Annotated in this window: 16 protein-coding genes; 11 read left to right on the forward strand and 5 right to left on the reverse strand. The window is 66.0% G+C overall.

Annotated features, from left to right (window positions below):
* Window positions 1–58: 58 nt before the first annotated feature.
* Both BLQ74_RS19810 and BLQ74_RS19815 read left to right on the forward strand, forming a co-directional pair.
* Entirely contained in the window at window positions 59–445 is a 387-nt protein-coding gene (locus BLQ74_RS19810) for an MAPEG family protein (protein WP_090265413.1), read from the forward strand.
* A gap of 125 nt (window positions 446–570) precedes the next feature.
* Window positions 571–1,029: a c-type cytochrome gene (locus BLQ74_RS19815; protein ID WP_090265415.1), complete on the forward strand. Its 459-nt coding sequence runs from the start codon at window positions 571–573 to the stop codon at window positions 1,027–1,029.
* A 33-nt stretch (window positions 1,030–1,062) separates the two neighbouring features.
* Here BLQ74_RS19815 and BLQ74_RS19820 read toward each other — a convergent pair whose 3' ends face one another.
* Window positions 1,063–1,806 (reverse strand): metallophosphoesterase, encoded by a 744-nt coding sequence (locus BLQ74_RS19820; RefSeq protein ID WP_090265417.1) that lies wholly within the window; start codon window positions 1,804–1,806, stop codon window positions 1,063–1,065.
* A 176-nt stretch (window positions 1,807–1,982) separates the two neighbouring features.
* Between BLQ74_RS19820 and BLQ74_RS19825 the strand changes: the two genes are divergently transcribed.
* A complete protein-coding gene (locus tag BLQ74_RS19825) occupies window positions 1,983–3,284 on the forward strand; it encodes a ferredoxin reductase family protein (protein ID WP_090265419.1) in 1,302 nt (433 codons plus the stop codon).
* Window positions 3,285–3,287: 3 nt separating this feature from the next.
* Here BLQ74_RS19825 and ligB read toward each other — a convergent pair whose 3' ends face one another.
* The 3 genes from ligB to BLQ74_RS19840 all read right to left on the reverse strand — a co-directional run bounded on the left by ligB (window position 3,288) and on the right by BLQ74_RS19840 (window position 7,306).
* Window positions 3,288–4,952 (reverse strand): NAD-dependent DNA ligase LigB, encoded by a 1,665-nt coding sequence (gene ligB, locus BLQ74_RS19830; protein ID WP_090265421.1) that lies wholly within the window; start codon window positions 4,950–4,952, stop codon window positions 3,288–3,290.
* A gap of 145 nt (window positions 4,953–5,097) precedes the next feature.
* Window positions 5,098–6,288 (reverse strand): methionine adenosyltransferase, encoded by a 1,191-nt coding sequence (gene metK, locus BLQ74_RS19835; protein ID WP_090265423.1) that lies wholly within the window; start codon window positions 6,286–6,288, stop codon window positions 5,098–5,100.
* Window positions 6,289–6,304: 16 nt separating this feature from the next.
* Window positions 6,305–7,306, reverse strand: a complete 1,002-nt coding sequence (locus tag BLQ74_RS19840) for an ArsR/SmtB family transcription factor (RefSeq protein WP_090265425.1) — start codon at window positions 7,304–7,306, stop codon at window positions 6,305–6,307.
* A 240-nt stretch (window positions 7,307–7,546) separates the two neighbouring features.
* Here BLQ74_RS19840 and tkt point away from each other — a divergent pair, with 240 nt between their 5' ends.
* The 8 genes from tkt (at window position 7,547) to BLQ74_RS19880 (ending at window position 15,369) form a co-directional block, all read left to right on the forward strand.
* Window positions 7,547–9,544: a transketolase gene (gene tkt, locus BLQ74_RS19845; RefSeq protein WP_090265427.1), complete on the forward strand. Its 1,998-nt coding sequence runs from the start codon at window positions 7,547–7,549 to the stop codon at window positions 9,542–9,544.
* Between the two features lie 107 nt (window positions 9,545–9,651).
* Window positions 9,652–10,698: an erythrose-4-phosphate dehydrogenase gene (gene epd / locus BLQ74_RS19850; protein WP_090265429.1), complete on the forward strand. Its 1,047-nt coding sequence runs from the start codon at window positions 9,652–9,654 to the stop codon at window positions 10,696–10,698.
* Window positions 10,699–10,726: 28 nt separating this feature from the next.
* A complete protein-coding gene (locus tag BLQ74_RS19855) occupies window positions 10,727–11,890 on the forward strand; it encodes a phosphoglycerate kinase (RefSeq protein WP_090265431.1) in 1,164 nt (387 codons plus the stop codon).
* A gap of 78 nt (window positions 11,891–11,968) precedes the next feature.
* On the forward strand, window positions 11,969–12,319 hold the full coding sequence (locus BLQ74_RS19860) for an MliC family protein (protein WP_090265434.1): 351 nt from the start codon (window positions 11,969–11,971) through the stop codon (window positions 12,317–12,319).
* A 109-nt stretch (window positions 12,320–12,428) separates the two neighbouring features.
* The gene (gene fba, locus BLQ74_RS19865) at window positions 12,429–13,493 is read left to right on the forward strand and encodes a class II fructose-bisphosphate aldolase (protein ID WP_090265436.1); all 1,065 of its coding nucleotides are present in this window, start codon (window positions 12,429–12,431) and stop codon (window positions 13,491–13,493) included.
* 68 nt (window positions 13,494–13,561) lie between these two features.
* The gene (locus tag BLQ74_RS19870; RefSeq protein ID WP_090265439.1) at window positions 13,562–13,996 is read left to right on the forward strand and encodes a hypothetical protein; all 435 of its coding nucleotides are present in this window, start codon (window positions 13,562–13,564) and stop codon (window positions 13,994–13,996) included.
* Window positions 13,997–14,042: 46 nt separating this feature from the next.
* Window positions 14,043–14,813: a class I SAM-dependent methyltransferase gene (locus BLQ74_RS19875; RefSeq protein ID WP_090265441.1), complete on the forward strand. Its 771-nt coding sequence runs from the start codon at window positions 14,043–14,045 to the stop codon at window positions 14,811–14,813.
* A gap of 64 nt (window positions 14,814–14,877) precedes the next feature.
* A complete protein-coding gene (locus BLQ74_RS19880) occupies window positions 14,878–15,369 on the forward strand; it encodes a M48 metallopeptidase family protein (protein ID WP_090265443.1) in 492 nt (163 codons plus the stop codon).
* Window positions 15,370–15,563: 194 nt separating this feature from the next.
* Here the strand turns inward: BLQ74_RS19880 and BLQ74_RS19885 are convergent, their stop codons facing one another.
* The gene (locus tag BLQ74_RS19885) at window positions 15,564–17,999 is read right to left on the reverse strand and encodes a penicillin-binding protein 1A (RefSeq protein WP_090265445.1); all 2,436 of its coding nucleotides are present in this window, start codon (window positions 17,997–17,999) and stop codon (window positions 15,564–15,566) included.
* Window positions 18,000–18,062 lie beyond the last annotated feature (63 nt).

The raw sequence follows: 18,062 nt of genomic DNA on the forward strand, positions 1-18,062 counted from the left end.
AAGGATGGCGGCGCGAGAGCGCTGCACACTGGTCTCTTCCAACCCCTGAGAGTTCGCCATGCCCATCGCCTTCTGGTGTGTGTTGATCGCCCTGTTCCTGCCCTATCTGGGCACTGCTATCGCCAAGTTCAGCGGTGGCGGCTTCGGCCCCAGGCAGAACCACGACCCGCGCACCTTCCTCTCCGGGCTGGAGGGCTACCGCAAGCGCGCGCACTATTTCCAACTGAACAGCTTCGAGGTGACCCCGGCCTTCGCCATCGCCGTGCTGGTGGCCTACGTGGTCGGCAATGCCGAACCCGCGACCATCGACCGCCTGGCCATCGCCTGGATCGCCAGCCGCGTGCTCTACCTGGCCTTCTACCTCACCGACCTGGCCATCCTGCGTTCGCTGGCCTGGTTTGTCGGCATGGGGCTGATCATCGGCTTCTTCGTGATCTCCGCCTGAACCGCGGCTGAACGGATGACTTGTCGCTGCGGCGGATGGCCGCAGCGAATGCCGACGGCTCTGGATCATTCAGCGGTCGCGGCGGATAATCCGCCGCTTCCGTGTCTGGCCTGCAAGAGTCACCCATGAAGCTGAAGACCCTGTTCGTTCTGCTGTTGGCCGGTAGCGCCCTGGCCGGCTGTCACCGCCTCGATCCGAACTCGCCGCTGGCCAAGCGCCAGGCGATCTTCAAGCAGATGCTGCACGCCAGCGAAGACATGGGTGGCATGCTGCGCGGGCGCCTAGTGTTCGACGCCGACAAGTTCCGTAGCGACTCGCTCAAACTCAACGAACTGGCGAGCCAGCCCTGGCAGTACTTCCCCACCGCCAAGCCGGCCGACGAGGGCGGCGATACCCGCGCCAGGGAAGAAGTCTGGCAGCGCCAACTGGAGTTCCAGGCTGACGCCAAGACCTTCCAGCAGACGGTCGCCGCCCTGGAAGCCAATACCCGCCAGGCCACGCCGACCGCCGATGGCGTGCGCAAGGACCTCGCCGCGGTGGAAGACGCCTGCGAAGCCTGCCACAAGAAATTCCGCGCGCTCTGAGTCAGACCGGGCGCGCCGGCCGGTCGCCAACCGCTAAAGCTCGATGATCCGCCACGGATCGAAGCCCCCGCTCTCACCCGGGTAGCCGCCCGGGTTGGCCACCACGCGGCCGCGACCGATGCGGTAGTCCAGTGCATCGTGCACGTGGCCGTGTATCCACAGATCACACTGCGCGACCAACTCTTCCAGGTCCGAGGCGAAGGCCGGTGACAGGCTGTCGCCGACGTACTGCGGCGGAATCGAACGCGCGCTGGGGGCGTGGTGGCTGACCACCAGGGTCGGCCCGGCGAAGGGCTCGGCCAGACGTGCCGCCAGCCAGTCGCGCGAGGCCTGGAATAGCTGACGGCTCAGCGCCGGGGTGAAGGGCGCGGCGAAGTAGTCCACGCAACTGAAGTCCGGCATCAGCCGCTGCGCGCGCTCCAGGGTCAGGGCGAGCCTTTCTTCGCCATACAGATGGAAATCGGTCCACAGGGTGGCGCCGAGGATGCGCACGCCGTCGATCAGCACCTCGTCGTTTTCCAGGAAGTGGATGTCCAGGGCGCGGGCCAGGTTGCGCATGGCCTGGGTCAGCTCCGCCAGGTCCGAGTCGTAGAACTCATGGTTGCCGGCCACGTAGACCACTGGTGTGTCGGCGAAGGTCTCGCGCGCCCAATGCAAGCCCTGCAGGTGTTCGTGGATGTCGCCGGCCAGCACCACCAGGTCGGCCTCGACCTCGGGCAGCTCGCGGCGGCCAGCGAAATGTTCATGGTGCAGGTCGGAGAGAACACGGATGCGCATGGCGGCTCTGGCAACTGGGAGAGGCTTGCATTGTGTGCCCGCGCGCCCGCGTTTGCCCAGCTTTTGACCTGTGTCATGGCGACTGGGATCAGCCGGGCAAACCCCTGCGCAGTTCAGGGATGATTGAGCGGAGCCAGCAGGCTCGGTCCCATGACTGCTACGTCCAGGGAGGCATCATGAAACTCGTGTGGGGTGTTCTAGCAAGCGTACTGGCGCTGTTCGGCCTGGCGCTGTTCCTCGACCCGCCGGCGACGCTGGATATCTGGGTGCTGCGTCGTCAGGCCATTCTCTTCAGCGGTGTCGCCGCCTTTGCCCTGATGTCGCTGATCATGTTGCTGGCGGTGCGCCCCGGGTGGCTGGAACGGCCCCTCGGCGGGCTGGACAAGATGTACCGCGCGCACAAGTGGGCCGGCATCCTGGCCATTTCGCTGAGCCTGGCGCATTACCTGCTGAAGCTGTCCGGCCCGCTGCTCGCCGAGCTGTTCGGCAAGCCGCTGAAGGGCCCGCGCGCGGGAACCTTCCTCGATGTGTTCCGTGGCTCGGCCAAGGAGCTTGGCGAATGGTCGGTCTGGCTGCTCGGCGGCATGTTGCTGCTGACCCTCTGGCAGCGCTTTCCCTACCACGTCTGGCGCTATGTGCATAAGGTGCTGGCGCTGGTCTATCTGCTTCTGGCTTTCCATTCGCTGGTGTTGGCCCCGGCGCACTACTGGACTCAGCCGGTCGGCTGGCTGCTGGCCTTGTGCGCGGCCGTGGGCTCGGTGTGCGCGCTCATTGCCCTGAGCGGTCGAATCGGCCGACGCCGCACCTACAGTGGCGTGGTGGTTGCGCTGGAGCGTCCCGGCGAACGCATGCTCGAAGTGACCTGTCGCCTGCAGGGAGCTTGGCGGCATCGTGCCGGCCAGTTCGCTTTCCTCACCAGCGACCGCCTGGAAGGCCAGCATCCCTTCAGTATTTCCAGCGCCGACCAGGGCAACGGCGAAGTGCGCTTCAGCATCAAGGCCCTGGGCGACTACACACAGCGCCTGCAGGATGGCTTGCGGGTCGGCGACCCGGTGACGGTCGAAGGCCCCTATGGCTGCTTTGACTTCCGCCGCGGTGGCGAGCGCCAGGTGTGGATCGCCGGCGGCATCGGCATCACGCCCTTCCTCGCCTGGCTGGAGTCGCTGCGGGGCAACCCACGGGACTGCCCGGACGTGGCGCTGCACTATTGTGTGCGCAAACCTTCCGATGCCATCTATGCCGGGCGCTTGCGCGAACTCTGCGACGGGCTCCCGAGTATCGAGCTGAAGGTGCATTACAGCGAGGAAGACGGTTACCTGGTGGCCGATGACCTGGGGCTGGCGCCGGACGCCAATGGCCGTTGGCCGAGCCTGTGGTTCTGCGGCCCGCAGGGCCTGGCGGATCTGCTGCGCCGCGACCTCGGCCGGCTTGGCATGCCGCTGCGCGATTTCCACCAAGAAGCCTTCCACATGCGCTGAGGCTCAGAAGCCCTGCACCCCGGCGGCCGCCAGCCGCTGGCGCAGGCGCTGGACCTCCGGGTCAGCGAAGAAGGCGCGCAACTGGCGTGCGCGCTGCGCGCCAACCCCGGGGCGCTGGCGCCATTGGGCCTCGCTACGGGCGGCCAGGCTGCTCCAGTCGTCGCTGGCCGTCAGGCTGTCCGGCGCCGGCAGGCCGAGCGCACGCAGCCACTGGCGAAATGGCCGTTGCCTGGCCGCGTCGAACTGCGCGGCCAGGCGCTCCGCCCGGCGCTCGGCGAAGCCGGGCACCTCGGCCAGGGCCTCCGGCCCCAGCTCGAGCCAGTCCAGCAAGCCTTGCAGATGCCCGGCTGCGTGCAGGGCGCGCCAGGTGCCCGGTCCGACGCCCTGCAGTTGCAGGCCTTTGCCGCCGCCCAGCCAGTCCAGGCGGGCGAGGAACTGCTCCTCGCAGCCGGGCGTCGCGCGCCAGCAACTCAAGGGGTGGTAGCGCTCCGCGTCCGGCACGGCCAGCGCGGCTCGTTGCGGGGTACGCCAGACGACGCTGTCCAGGCGCGGAATGGTCAGCCCGGCGAGGGCGATCGCCACCTGGTCGCCGGGGCGCACATCGAGCGTCTGCCAGCGGCGCAGCGAGCCGAGGCTGACGCGGGCGATGCGCCGCCCTTCCAGTTCCACCGGTTGCAGATGCAGCAGCGGCGTGATGCGCCCGCTGCGGCCGACCTTGAACTGCACCTGGCGGACGTCGGCGAGCGCGTGCGAATAGGGGTACTTCCAGGCCAGCGCCCAGCTTGCCGGCTGTGCGCGCCAGGTCTGCCCGGACGCCCGGCGGCCCTGGCGAATGACGATGCCGTCGCTGGCGAAGGGCAGTGGCTGGCGGTACCAGTGCTGGCGCTGCCGCTCGATGCCGGCGAAGTCCGTTGCCGGCAGGGTCAGCGCGGCGCTGTCGGCGAAGCCCAGGTTCTTCAGGCGCTCCAGGCGAGCGGGCATGTCCAGCGGGCCGAGTGGCAGTTCCCAGACGAACAGGCCGAGGTGCTGCGCCTGCTCACCGATGTCCTGGCGTGCCATCAGGCCGGCGACCCTGCCGCGTGCGCCGAGCCCGCCGTGACGGGCCTGGATGTGGCCGGGCAGGCGCCAGTAAAGCTCGCCTTGCACGACCAGTCGGCCACTGGCCGGCAGTTGCGTCGGCAGCGACGGGATGCGCCGGGCGTTCTCCGTCCAGTCCTGCCCCTGCAGGCCATCGCCGCGACTGATCGCCTGGCTCAGTTTGCCGTCCTGGTAGACCAGGGTGACGGCGACACCGTCGACTTTCGGTTGCACCCAGAGGTCGTCTCGGCCGGCCAGCCACTGCCGTACCGCTTCGGCGTCGCGTGCTTTGTCCAGGCCGGTGTGGGCGACCGGGTGGCGCAGCTTGCCGTGGCTGCCTGGCAGGGCTGGCGGCGCGGTGATGCCGAGTTGTGGATAGCAGCCTTGCCACTGGACGAAGCGTTCGCGCGCCTGGTCGTAGAGTTCGTCGGCGATCGCGCTCCGGCCTTGGCGGTGATAGGCGTCGTCCCAGTCAGCCAACTGCTGTCGCAAGCTTTGCAGTTCCTGTCGGGCGCGTTCGGCCGGCCAGTCGGGGCAGGCGAGGAGTGGGGTGGTGCAGAGCAGCAGGCAGGCGGCGAGCAGTTTTTTCATGGCGGGCATCCTTGCGCGTGAAAGCCCCAGGCTAGGCGGCGGGCTTGTCGGATGCCGCCGTTCGCACCTGTGGATATTTCCGATTCAGCGGATGCGCAAACGAAAAAGCCCCGCCGAAGCGGGGCTTTTCCTGTCGCGTGGAACCTTACAGACCAGCGGCCTCACGCAGGGCGGCGGCCTTGTCGGTGCGCTCCCAGGTGAAGGTGGTGAAGGTGTCGCCGTCCACGGTCAGCTCGTACGGGGTGCGGCCGAAGTGGCCGTAGGCCGCGGTCGGCTGGTACATCGGGTGCAGCAGGTCGAGCATCTTGGTGATCGCGTACGGACGCAGGTCGAAGTGCTCGCGGACCAGTTGGATGATCTTGTCGTCGCCGATCTTGCCGGTGCCGAAGGTGTTCAGCGAGATGGAGGTCGGCTGGGCCACGCCGATGGCGTAGGAGACCTGGATCTCGCAGCGCTCGGCCAGGCCGGCGGCGACGATGTTCTTGGCCACGTAACGGCCGGCGTAGGCCGCCGAACGGTCGACCTTGGACGGGTCCTTGCCGGAGAAGGCGCCGCCGCCGTGACGGGCCATGCCGCCGTAGGAGTCGACGATGATCTTGCGTCCGGTCAGGCCGCAGTCGCCCACCGGGCCGCCGATCACGAAGTTACCGGTCGGGTTGATGTGGAACTGGGTGTCCTTGTGCAGCAGCTCGGCCGGCAGCACGTGCTTGATGATCAGCTCCATCACGCCTTCGCGGATGTCGACATAGGACACGTCCGGGTTGTGCTGGGTGGACAGCACCACGGCGTCGATGCCGACGACCTTGCCGTTTTCGTAGCGGCAGGTGACCTGGGACTTGGCGTCCGGGCGCAGCCACGGCAGCAGGCCGGACTTGCGCGCTTCGGCCTGGCGCTCGACCAGGCGGTGGGAGAAGCAGATCGGCGCCGGCATCAGCACGTCGGTTTCGTTGCTCGCGTAGCCGAACATCAGGCCCTGGTCGCCAGCGCCCTGGTCTTCCGGCTTGGCGCGGTCGACGCCCTGGTTGATGTCCACCGACTGCTTGCCGATGATGTTGATGACGCCGCAGGTGGCGCCGTCGAAGCCGACGTCGGAGCTGTTGTAGCCGATGTCGATGATGACCTTGCGCACCAGCTCTTCGAGGTCGACCCAGGCCGAGGTGGTGACTTCGCCGGCGATGATGGCGACGCCGGTCTTCACCAGGGTCTCGCAGGCCACGCGGGCGTATTTGTCCTTGGCGATGATGGCGTCCAGCACCGCATCGGAAATCTGGTCCGCGATCTTGTCCGGATGGCCTTCGGATACGGATTCAGAAGTGAAAAGAGAGTATTCGCTCATCTAACGGTTCCTATCATTACCGGTGGGTGAGGACGCTTCGCGAATCCGGTTTGGCGAAATGCCGTACCTGGATCTGAAAGCCATTACGTAAACCAATGTACAAACTTTCGCCGGGGGCGAGCCCCGCGGCATCGGCCCAATGGGCCAGATCGTCCTGTTCGAAGCCCAGCCAGAGATCGCCGCAGGCATCCCGCGCCCAACTCTGGTCGTGGCTGCACAGCTCGGTCACCAGCAGGCTGCCGCCTGGCCGTACCAGGCGCGCCAACTGGCGCAGGGCGTCGGCCGGCGCGGCGAAATGGTGCAGGACCATGTTCAACACCACGCAGTCGGCGGGCTCGGCGCTGTCCTGCAGGGCATCGGCCAGGTCCAGCCGGACGTTGCCGAGGCCTTCGTCCTGGCAGCGCTGACGGGCCAGCTCCAGCATGGCCGCGCTGTTGTCCAGCGCGGTGACCTGACTGAAGCGCCGGGCCAGCTCGGGGAGGAAACCACCGTCGCCGGGACCGACTTCCAGCGCCGTGGCGCCGGGGGCGAAGCTCAGTGCATCGAGCAACGCCAGAACACTTTCACGGTATTGCGGCAGTCCTGCGATCAGGTCCTGCTGCGCCTGGAACTTCTCCGCACTGCGGGCGAAGTAATCGCGGCTCACCGCGGCGCGCTGGGCATGCACCGCAGCCACGCGCGCGGCGACATCCGCGGGCAGCTCCAGCTCATCCACTTCCGCCAGCAGCGCGCCATGCAGCTTGCCACCCAGGCTGTCGCCCTGCGGCAGGGCGCGGCGGTAGAAGATCGCATTGCCCTCGCGGCGCGTCGCCACCAGGCCGGCCTGGGCCAGGACCTTCAGGTGGTGGCTCATGCCCGACTGGCGGATGGCGAAAATCTGCGCCAGCTCCAGGACGCCGAACGAATCGTTGGCCAGCACGCGCAGCACGTTCAGGCGCAGCGGATCGCCGCCGGCCTTGCATAGCGCGGCCAGCTCGTCGCAGGCGTCGTGGCGGATCTGTGGCAGGCGCAGGCTCATAGGGCGCGGAGTCTAGTCGCCACCATCGGTCGCGGCAACCTCTGTATCAAAAAGTTTTGATATTGGCGACGGAGTGTCGTCCCCGATCGGTCCTCCAGGGGGTGTTGCGCGTCGCGGGAAACCGGCGCTGTCGCACCCGCTGTCGATCTGTCATTGCCCCGCGATGGCCGGCTGGGCGAAAATGGCCGCCTTTTTTCATCCCTTCGTCTAATCGAAGCAGCACCCGCAGGAGATTCAGCGATGCCCAGCCGTCGTGAGCGTGCCAATGCCATCCGCGCACTGAGCATGGATGCCGTGCAGAAAGCCAACAGCGGCCACCCCGGTGCCCCCATGGGCATGGCGGATATCGCCGAAGTGCTCTGGCGTGACTACCTCAAGCACAACCCGGGCAACCCGCAGTGGGCCGACCGTGACCGCTTCGTGCTGTCCAACGGTCACGGCTCGATGCTGATTTACTCGCTGCTGCACCTGACCGGTTACGACCTGTCCATCGACGACCTGAAGAACTTCCGCCAGCTCCATTCGCGCACCCCGGGCCACCCGGAGTACGGCTACACCGCCGGCATCGAGACCACCACCGGCCCGCTCGGCCAAGGCATCGCCAACGCCGTCGGCATGGCCCTGGCGGAGAAAGTGCTGGCCGCCCAGTTCAACCGTGACGGGCACAAGGTCGTTGACCACTACACCTACGCCTTCCTCGGCGACGGCTGCATGATGGAGGGCATCTCCCATGAAGTCGCCTCGCTGGCCGGTACCCTGCGCCTGAACAAGCTGGTCGCCTTCTACGACGACAACGGCATCTCCATCGACGGCGAAGTCCACGGCTGGTTCACCGACGACACGCCGAAGCGCTTCGAAGCCTACGGCTGGCAGGTGATCCGCAATGTCGACGGGCATGATGCCGACGAGATCAAGACCGCCATCGACACCGCGCGCAAGAGCGACCGTCCGACCCTGATCTGCTGCAAGACCGTGATCGGCTTCGGCTCGCCGAACAAGCAGGGCAAGGAAGAGTGCCACGGCGCGCCGCTGGGCAATGACGAGATTGCTGCCACCCGCGCCGCCCTGGGCTGGAACCACGCCCCCTTCGACATCCCGTCCGACATCTATGCCGAGTGGAACGCCAAGGAAGCCGGCGCCAGCCGCGAGGCCGAGTGGAACCAGCGCTTCGCCGCCTACCAGGCCGCCCATCCGCAACTGGCCGCCGAATTCCAGCGCCGCATCAAGGGCGAACTGCCGGCTGACTTCGCTCAGCAGGCCGCCGCCTACGTCGCCGATGTCGCCGCCAAGGGCGAGACCATCGCCAGCCGCAAGGCCAGCCAGAACGCGCTGAACGCCTTCGGCCCGCTGCTGCCGGAGCTGCTCGGCGGCTCCGCCGACCTGGCCGGCTCCAACCTGACCCTGTGGAAAGGCTGCAAGGGCGTGTCCCCGGAAGACGCTTCCGGCAACTACGTGTTCTACGGCGTCCGCGAATTCGGCATGAGCGCCATCATGAACGGCGTGGCCCTGCACGGCGGCTTCATTCCCTACGGCGCGACCTTCCTGATCTTCATGGAATACGCGCGTAACGCGGTGCGCATGTCCGCGCTGATGAAGCAGCGGGTGCTCTACGTGTTCACCCACGACTCCATCGGCCTCGGCGAAGACGGCCCGACCCACCAGCCGATCGAGCAACTGGCCAGCCTGCGCCTGACCCCGAACCTGGACACCTGGCGCCCGGCCGACGCGGTCGAGTCGGCGGTGGCCTGGAAATACGCCATCGAGCGCAATGACGGCCCCTCGGCGCTGATCTTCAGCCGCCAGAACCTGCCGCACCAGGCGCGCGACGCCGAACAACTGGGCAACGTCGCCCGTGGCGGCTACGTGCTCAAGGACTGCGCCGGCGAGCCGGAGCTGATCCTGATCGCCACCGGCTCCGAAGTCGGCCTGGCCGTGCAGGCCTACGACAAACTCAGCGCCGAAGGCCGCAAGGTGCGTGTGGTATCCATGCCGTCGACCAGCGTCTTCGACCAGCAGGACGCCGGCTACAAGCAGGCCGTGCTGCCGGTACAGGTTGGCGCGCGCATCGCCATCGAGGCCGCGCACGCCGACTACTGGTACAAGTACGTGGGCCTGGAAGGCCGCGTGATCGGCATGACCAGCTTCGGCGAGTCGGCGCCGGCCGCCGCGCTCTTCGAGCATTTCGGCTTCACCGTCGAGAACATCCTGGAAGTCGCCGCCGAGCTGCTCGACGCCTGACCTCCAGGGTAGAACCTAGGGTGGGTTGAGCGCCGCGATACCCATCGGAGCCTGTGCTGCATGGGGGCGCAGGCTCATCCCATCCTACGGTCGAACAAGGGATAACAATGTCCAAGCGCCCTTACCGAGTTGCCCTCAATGGCTACGGCCGTATCGGCCGCTGCGTGTTCCGCGCCCTGCATGAGCGCGGCGCCAAGGCTGGTTTTTCCATCGTCGCGCTGAACGATCTGGCCGACCTGGCCAGCCTGGAATACCTGACCCGTTTCGACTCCACCCACGGCCGCTTCCCCGGCGAGGTAAGCGTGGCCGACGGCTGCCTGCACGTCGGCGGCGACTGCGTGAAGGTGCTGCGCCAATCCGAGCCGGAGGCTATCGACTGGGCGGCCCTGGACATCGACCTGGTGCTGGAGTGCTCCGGTGTCTACCACAGCCGCGCCGATGGCGAGCGTTTCCTCGCCGCCGGAGCCCCGCGCGTGCTGTTTTCCCAGCCCATGGCCAGCGAGGCGGACGTCGATGCCACGGTGGTCTATGGCATCAACCAGGACCGCCTGAGTGGTACCGAGCGGCTGGTCTCCAACGCCTCCTGCACGACCAATTGCAGCGTGCCGTTGCTCAAGCTGCTGAACGAGGCGGTGGGCATCGATTACGTGTCCATCACCACCATCCATTCGGCGATGAACGACCAACCGGTGATCGACGCCTACCATCACGAAGACCTGCGCCGCACGCGCTCGGCCTTCCAGTCGGTGATCCCGGTGTCCACCGGCCTGGCGCGGGGCATCGAGCGCCTGCTGCCGGAATTCGCCGGGCGCATCCAGGCCAAGGCCGTGCGAGTGCCGACGGTGAACGTCTCGGCGCTCGACATCACCCTGCAGACCTCCCGCGACACCTCCGCCGCGGAGATCAACCGGGTGCTCCGCGAAGCCGCCGCCAGCGGCCCGCTGAAAGGTCTGCTGGACTACACCGAATTGCCCCACGCCAGTTGTGATTTCAACCACGACCCGCATTCGGCGATAGTCGATGGCAGCCAGACCCGCGTTTCCGGCCCCCGGCTGGTGAATCTGCTGGCCTGGTTCGACAACGAGTGGGGTTTCGCCAACCGAATGCTCGATACCGCGGGACACTTCCTGCGGGTCGCCGCAAGTGAATGTTAATTAAACAGCCCAGACAGGACTGACCGTCATGACCGTGTTGAAGATGACCGACCTCGATCTCCAAGGTAAGCGCGTACTGATCCGCGAAGACCTCAACGTCCCGGTGAAGGACGGCGTGGTGAAGAGCGACGCACGCATCCTCGCTTCCCTGCCGACCATCAAGCTGGCCCTGGAGAAGGGCGCGGCGGTGATGGTCTGCTCGCACCTGGGCCGTCCCACCGAGGGCGAGTTCTCTGCGGAGAACAGCCTGCAGCCGGTCGCCGACTACCTGAGCAAGGCCCTCGGCCGTGCGGTGCCGCTGGTCAAGGACTACCTCGATGGCGTCGAGGTGAAACCGGGCGAACTGGTGCTGTTCGAGAACGTGCGCTTCAACAAGGGCGAGAAGAAGAACGCCGACGAGTTGGCGCAGAAGTACGCCGCGCTGTGCGACGTCTTCGTCATGGACGCCTTCGGCACGGCCCACCGCGCCGAGGGCTCGACCCACGGCGTGGCCAAGTTCGCCAAGGTCGCTGCCGCTGGCCCCCTGCTGGCCGCCGAACTGGACGCCCTGGGCAAGGCCCTGGGTAATCCGGCGCGGCCGATGGCGGCGATCGTCGCCGGCTCCAAGGTGTCGACCAAGCTCGACGTGCTCAACAGCCTGGCGCAGATCTGCGACCAGCTGATCGTCGGCGGCGGCATCGCCAACACCTTCCTCGCCGCGGCTGGCTACAAGGTCGGCAAATCGCTCTACGAAGCCGATCTGGTCGATACCGCCAAGGCCATCGCGGCCAAGGTCAGCGTACCGCTGCCGGTGGACGTGGTCGTGGCCAAGGAGTTCGCCGAGAGCGCCGCCTCGACCATCAAGGCCATCGCCGACGTCGCCGATGACGACATGATCCTCGACATCGGCCCGAAAACCGCCGCGCAGTTCGCCGAACTGCTGAAGTCGTCGAAGACCATCCTGTGGAACGGTCCGGTCGGCGTCTTCGAGTTCGACCAGTTCGGCGAAGGCACCAAGACCCTGGCCAAGGCCATCGCCGAAAGCCCGGCGTTCTCCATCGCCGGTGGTGGCGACACCCTGGCGGCCATTGACAAGTACGGCGTGGGCGAGCAGATCTCCTACATTTCCACGGGGGGTGGCGCTTTCCTCGAATTCGTCGAAGGCAAGGTCCTGCCGGCCGTGGAAGTCCTGGAGCAGCGCGCCAAGGCCTGATCGATGCCGACCCGGCCGCCGGTGGCGCAGGGCAGAATGGACTGTTGCGGCGCCGCCGCGTGGATGGAGAGTTGCCCGATGATGCGTTATCTCGCTCCGGCCCTGCTGGTTCTGCTGGCCGGTTGTTCCAGCCACTCGTCCACTGGCTCCGGCTCCGCTGGCGCTAGCCATGGCAGCGCGGGCTGGAACCACTGGGTGTGCGACAGCAAGGCCGTGGTCATCTGGCGCTATGTCGAAGGCACCAAGTCCTCGGTGGTCGACCTGCGCCTGGGCGAGGATGACGTGGTCCATCATCTCGAGGAGGAACCTGGCGGCGCCGGGGCTCTCTATAGCGATGGACTGGTCGGCTTCAGCGTCACCGGCGAGCAAGGCCTGATCTACTGGGTCGAGAGCAACGATCTGATCGGGCGCAACTGCCGCGCCCGATAAGCCGCCGCGGCGGGATCACCCGCCCGGCGCGAATTACTTGAATACGGCCTGCCCCTGCGGCAGGCTTGCGAACAATCGAACGAGCCCAACTTCTGGGAGAAGTGAAAACATGGCACTCATCAGCATGCGCCAAATGCTGGACCACGCCGCCGAATTCGGCTACGGCGTCCCGGCTTTCAACGTCAATAACCTCGAGCAGATGCGCGCCATCATGGAAGCGGCCGACAAGACCGACTCCCCGGTGATCGTGCAGGCCTCGGCCGGCGCCCGCAAATATGCCGGCGCGCCCTTCCTGCGCCACCTGATCCTCGCCGCCATCGAAGAATTCCCGCACATCCCGGTGTGCATGCACCAGGACCACGGCACCAGCCCCGACGTGTGCCAGCGCTCCATCCAGCTGGGTTTCAGCTCGGTGATGATGGACGGCTCGCTGCGTGAAGACGGCAAGACCCCGTCCGACTACGAATACAACGTCCGCGTGACCCAGCAGACCGTGGCCTTCGCCCATGCCTGCGGCGTGTCCGTGGAAGGCGAACTGGGCTGCCTGGGCTCCCTGGAAACCGGCCAGGCCGGTGAAGAAGACGGCGTTGGCGCCGAGGGCACCCTCGACCACAGCCAGATGCTGACCGACCCGGAAGAGGCCGCCGACTTCGTCAAGAAGACCCAGGTCGACGCCCTGGCCATCGCCATCGGTACCAGCCACGGTGCTTACAAGTTCACCAAGCCGCCGACCGGTGACATTCTCGCCATCGACCGCATCAAGGAAATCCACAAGCGCATCCCCAACACCCACCTGGTGATGCACGGCTCCAGCTCGGTGCCGCAGGATTGGCTGGCGATCATCAACGAGTTCGGTGGCGACATCAAAGAAACCTACGGCGTGCCGGTCGAGGAAATCGTCGAAGGCATCAAGTACGGCGTGCGCAAGGTGAACATCGACACCGACCTGCGCCTGGCCTCCACCGGCGCCATCCGTCGTTTCCTGGCGAAGAACCCCAGCGAGTTCGATCCGCGCAAATACTTCGCCAAGACCATCGAAGCCATGCGTGACATCTGCATCGCCCGTTACGAAGCCTTCGGCACCGCCGGCCATGCCTCGAAGATCAAGCCGATCTCCCTGGAAGGCATGTTCCAGCGTTACGCCAAGGGTGAGCTGGCGCCGAAGGTCAACTGATCCCGGTGCTACCCTGAAGAGCCCCGCTTTGCGGGGCTCTTTCGTATGCGCTGGCCATGGAGCGTGCGATGCCGCTATCGCGTTGGTTGTTTCCCGTCCTGATGCTGTTGCTCGCCGGTTGTGCCGACCGCGCCGCGCCGCCGCCCGTCTCTGCGCCGGAAAGCGCCTCAGTGCCCAGGGTCGCCAATACCCTGCCGGCCGATGCGCAGAACTGCCTGAACCACACCGAATGCACGTTGAAGACGTCGCGCAGCCTGCTGTTCGTCTTCGACTACGCCGCCGCCGGCGGTGCCTTGGTCGAGAGCGACGGGCGCCTGCTGAGTACGCCACCGAAGGCGCCGCGCAATGGCTGGCCGGCGTTGCGCATCCAGCTCGCCGATCCCGAGGGCGGGCACTTCGACTTCCATAGTGAATGCCGGCAGAAGCGTTGTCGGATCAGCAATGAGAAGCTTCTGACCTGCTATCGCGCCTACCTCGACGGTCAGGCCTGCCCGCTGCGCTGAATCGCTGTGCTATACCGGAAAGCGGAAGGCTTGCCGGAGAAGACAAATGAGCGATGTACACGCCAGTGCGCAGCAGGGGTTCGGCCGGGAGGCGCAGACGTACGCGCATGGGCGTCCCGAGTATCCCGACGAGTTGCTGGGTTGGCTCGATGCTTCCCTGGGCATCGGCAGCGGCAGCGTGGCGGCCGACCTCGGTGCCGGCACCGGCAAGTTCACCAGCCTGCTGTTGCGCAGTGGCGCCGAAGTCGTCGCTATCGAGCCGGTCGCGGCGATGCGTGCGCAGCTGACGGAGCATTTGCCGAGCGTGCGCGTGTTGAATGGCACGGCCCAGGCCATCCCGCTGCCTGCGGCGAGCCTCGACGCGGTGCTCTGTGCCCAGGCGTTCCACTGGTTCGCCGATGCGCCGGCGCTGCGCGAGATTCATCGCGTGCTGCGCCCGGGCGGACGCCTGGGGCTGGTGTGGAACGTGCGTGACGAAAGCGTCGACTGGGTTGCCGAACTCACGCGGATCGTGGCGCCCTACGAAGGCAGTACGCCGCGCTTTCACACGGGGGAGTGGCGCCGGGCCTTTGCCGGGGCGGCCTTCGCGCCGCTGCAATTGCGTGAATTCAGCTACCGCCATGTCGGCCCGCCAGAGCAGGTGATAGTGGCGCGTACCCTGTCCATCAGTTTTATCGCCGCCCTGCCGGCGGAGCAGAAACAGCGCGTCGAACAGCGCTTGCACGAGTTGATCGCTACACACCCTGCGCTGCGCGGACAGGCCGAAGTGGCATTCCCTTATCGCACCGAGGCCTATTCGACGACTGCCTTGGCTTGAGTCGTGCCGTGGCGCGGGGTGATCGGCTAGACTGCGCGCCCTCACTTCGCGTCATGGGCGCCACATGCAGCCGCTCCGTTATCTTCAGGCTTACCCACAGCAGCTTCAGGACCAGGTCCGCCAGTTGATCGCCGAGAATCGCCTGGGGGAGTACCTGCAACGCCGCTATCCGGGGCGCCATGAGGTGCAGAGCGACAAGGCCCTGTACGCCTACGCCATGCAGTTGAAGCAGGAGCATATGCGCAATGCGCCGGCCGTCGACAAGGTGCTCTACGACAGCAAGCTGGATGTAGTGCAGCGTGCCTTGGGGCTGAACACCGCGATCTCGCGGGTGCAGGGCGGCAAGCTCAAGGCGAAGAAGGAAATCCGCGTCGCCGCCTTGTTCAAGGACGCCGCGCCGGAGTTCCTCAAGATGATTCTGGTGCACGAACTGGCCCACCTGCGCGAGCGCGACCACAGCAAAGCCTTCTACCAGCTCTGCGAGTACATGTTGCCGGCGTATCACCAGCTCGAGTTCGACCTGCGCGTCTATCTGACTTGGCGTGAGCTGGATTGACCCGACGGTGCCTTGCGCACCTGAATGAAGGGTTGCCGCGGGAAGCTCCTGTCGATCGGATGGGGTCGATCGTGCAGGAACCACTTTCCCCGCCGCAAATCGCAGAGTAATCAATGGATTGGCATATTGCCATCGCTTATTTGCGCGGTATTCCTGCGGGCAGAAAAAACCCCTCTTGCGAGGGGTTTTTCAGATCAGAAGAGATCCATGGGCGCGCTTTCGTCCGAGGGCAGCGGCGTACCCGGCGAACTGCCCGGGGCCAGCTCGCTCATGGGCGGCGGCGTATCTTCGCTCTTGAACAGTTCGAAGTAGGCGCCCGGCGTGCCCGGTGCGGCGGCGCGCCCGGTGACCGGGTCGATGCGCAGGCTGACCAGCCCCGGTGGCTCCGGCAGCATGTGCGACGGCTTGTCCTTCAGCGCCGTGCCCATGTAGCGCATCCAGATCGGCAGGGCGACGTTGCCGCCGAACTCCATGCGGCCGAGGCTTTCCGGTTGGTCGAAGCCGACCCAGACGGTGGTCATGTAGTCGGCGTTGAAGCCGGAGAACCAGGTGTCCTTCGAGTCGTTGGTGGTACCGGTCTTGCCGGCCAGGTCGTCACGCTTGAGCGCCATGGCGCGGCGGCCGGTGCCTCGCTTGATCACGTCCTGCAGCATGCTGGTCATGATGTAGGCGGTGCGCGCATCGATGATGCGCTCGGCCGGCGTCGGCTCGATGGTGGTCTTGGCGTGGGCCGGATCGTTGTCTTCCTGCGCCGCCGGGGTCGCTTGCGCGGCATCCTTGCTGGCGACCGGTGCGGCATCTTCTACGGGCACGCGCGGCGGGTTGGCCTGGTACAGCACCTGACCTTCGCGGCTCTCGATGCGTTGCACCACGTAGGGGCTGATCTTGTAGCCACCGTTGGCGAAGGTGCTCCAGGCGCCGGCGATTTCCAGCGGGGTCAGGGTTGCGGTGCCCAGGGCCATGGACAGGTTCGGCGGCAGCTCCTGGACATCGAAACCGAAGCGGCTGATGTAGTTGCGCGCACGTTCGACGCCCAATCCCTGCAGGACGCGGATCGATACCATGTTGCGCGACTTGTAAAGGGCTTCGCGCAGCGGAATCGGACCAAGGAAGGTGTTGGTGTCGTTCTTCGGTCGCCAGACCTTGTCCAGGTACTCGTCGACGAACACGATGGGCGCGTCGTTGACCAGGCTGGCGGCGGTGTAGCCATTGTCCAGCGCGCAGCTGTAGATGAACGGCTTGAAGCTGGAGCCCGGCTGGCGCTTGGCCTGCACCGCGCGGTTGTAGCTGCTCTGCTCGAAGGAGAAACCACCGGTCAGCGCCATGATCGCGCCATCCTGCGGGTTCAGCGAAACCAGCGCGCTTTGGGCCGCCGGCACCTGGCTCAGGCGCAGCGCACCATCGTCACGGCGCTGTACGCGGATCACATCGCCAGCCTGCACCACATCGCTGGGCTGGCGCGGCGCCGGTCCCATGCTGTTGCTGCTCAGGTAGGGACGTGCCCACTTCATATTGTCCCAACTGATGGTCTCTTCCTTACCGTCACGACCCATGACCATGATCCCGCTCTTGGTCACCTGGGTAACGATGGCCGGTTCCAGGCCGCCAAGGGGACGTTGCTGGGCGATGGCCTGGCGCCAGGCGTCCAGGGTCTTGCCCGGCAGGCGGGTTTCCGGGCCGCGGTAGCCGTGGCGCTGGTCGTATTCCTGGAGGCCTTCGCGCAAGGCATTGTTGGCGGCTTCCTGAAGGTCGCTGCGCACGGTGGTATAGACCCGATAGCCTTCGGTGTAGGCATTGCCGCCGTAGCGGCCGACCAGTTCTGCGCGGGCCATCTCGGCAATGTAGGGAGCCACCAGCTCGGGGCTCGGCACGTGGTAAGAGGCACCCACCGGCTCATTGACGGCGGCCTGGAAGCGCGCCTGGTCGATGAAGCCCAGCTTGTTCATCCGCTCGAGGATCCAGTTGCGCCGCTCCATGCTGCGCGCCGCGTTGGCCAGCGGGTTGTAGCGCGAAGGCGCCTTGGGCAGGCCGGCGATCATGGCCATCTGCGCCAGGCTCAGCTCTTTGATCGACTTGCCGTAGTAGACCTGCGCGGCGGCTTCGATACCGTAGGCGCGGTTGCCCAGGTAGATCTTGTTGACGTAGAGCTCAAGGATCTCGTCCTTGGTCAGTTCGCGTTCGATCTGCAGCGCGAGGAGAATTTCGGTGATTTTCCGCGAAAAGCTCCGTTCGTTGGTGAGGAAATAGTTCTTCGCGACTTGCATGGTGATGGTGCTGCCGCCGGTCTGGATATGTCCGGTCGACAATAATTGCGCGGCAGCACGCATCAGGCTTTTTACGTCCACGCCATAATGATTGGCGAAGTTATCGTCTTCGGCGGACAGCAGGGCGTGGATGAAATCTGGGGGAATGTCCGCGAAGCGAATCGGTGCGCGGCGCATCTCACCAAACTCTGCTATCAATTTGTTATCACTGCTGTACACCCGCAGCGGAATCTGCAGCTGCACGTTCCGCAGGGCGTCGACCGAAGGCAGGCTAGGGCTGAGATACAGGTAAGCGCCACTTAAACTGAGCAGCACTCCACAAAAAATGGCGACGCAGGTCCACCACAGAAACTTCAGCAGGCGCATTGGAAGGTCTTGGATTTCCAGAGAAAAGAAAGAGTTAAGCGAAAGACGCGGCGAAAAGGGAAA

It is taken from the genome of Pseudomonas panipatensis (assembly GCF_900099785.1).
Lineage (GTDB): Bacteria > Pseudomonadota > Gammaproteobacteria > Pseudomonadales > Pseudomonadaceae > Pseudomonas > Pseudomonas panipatensis.

Coding starts and splice junctions, on each gene's coding strand:
- BLQ74_RS19810 (WP_090265413.1), top strand. CDS start 59: ATGCCCATCGCCTTCTGGTGTGTGTTGATCGCCCTGTTCCTGCCCTAT.
- BLQ74_RS19815 (WP_090265415.1), top strand. CDS start 571: ATGAAGCTGAAGACCCTGTTCGTTCTGCTGTTGGCCGGTAGCGCCCTG.
- BLQ74_RS19820 (WP_090265417.1), bottom strand. CDS start 1,806: ATGCGCATCCGTGTTCTCTCCGACCTGCACCATGAACATTTCGCTGGC.
- BLQ74_RS19825 (WP_090265419.1), top strand. CDS start 1,983: ATGAAACTCGTGTGGGGTGTTCTAGCAAGCGTACTGGCGCTGTTCGGC.
- ligB (WP_090265421.1), bottom strand. CDS start 4,952: ATGAAAAAACTGCTCGCCGCCTGCCTGCTGCTCTGCACCACCCCACTC.
- metK (WP_090265423.1), bottom strand. CDS start 6,288: ATGAGCGAATACTCTCTTTTCACTTCTGAATCCGTATCCGAAGGCCAT.
- BLQ74_RS19840 (WP_090265425.1), bottom strand. CDS start 7,306: ATGAGCCTGCGCCTGCCACAGATCCGCCACGACGCCTGCGACGAGCTG.
- tkt (WP_090265427.1), top strand. CDS start 7,547: ATGCCCAGCCGTCGTGAGCGTGCCAATGCCATCCGCGCACTGAGCATG.
- epd (WP_090265429.1), top strand. CDS start 9,652: ATGTCCAAGCGCCCTTACCGAGTTGCCCTCAATGGCTACGGCCGTATC.
- BLQ74_RS19855 (WP_090265431.1), top strand. CDS start 10,727: ATGACCGTGTTGAAGATGACCGACCTCGATCTCCAAGGTAAGCGCGTA.
- BLQ74_RS19860 (WP_090265434.1), top strand. CDS start 11,969: ATGATGCGTTATCTCGCTCCGGCCCTGCTGGTTCTGCTGGCCGGTTGT.
- fba (WP_090265436.1), top strand. CDS start 12,429: ATGGCACTCATCAGCATGCGCCAAATGCTGGACCACGCCGCCGAATTC.
- BLQ74_RS19870 (WP_090265439.1), top strand. CDS start 13,562: ATGCCGCTATCGCGTTGGTTGTTTCCCGTCCTGATGCTGTTGCTCGCC.
- BLQ74_RS19875 (WP_090265441.1), top strand. CDS start 14,043: ATGAGCGATGTACACGCCAGTGCGCAGCAGGGGTTCGGCCGGGAGGCG.
- BLQ74_RS19880 (WP_090265443.1), top strand. CDS start 14,878: ATGCAGCCGCTCCGTTATCTTCAGGCTTACCCACAGCAGCTTCAGGAC.
- BLQ74_RS19885 (WP_090265445.1), bottom strand. CDS start 17,999: ATGCGCCTGCTGAAGTTTCTGTGGTGGACCTGCGTCGCCATTTTTTGT.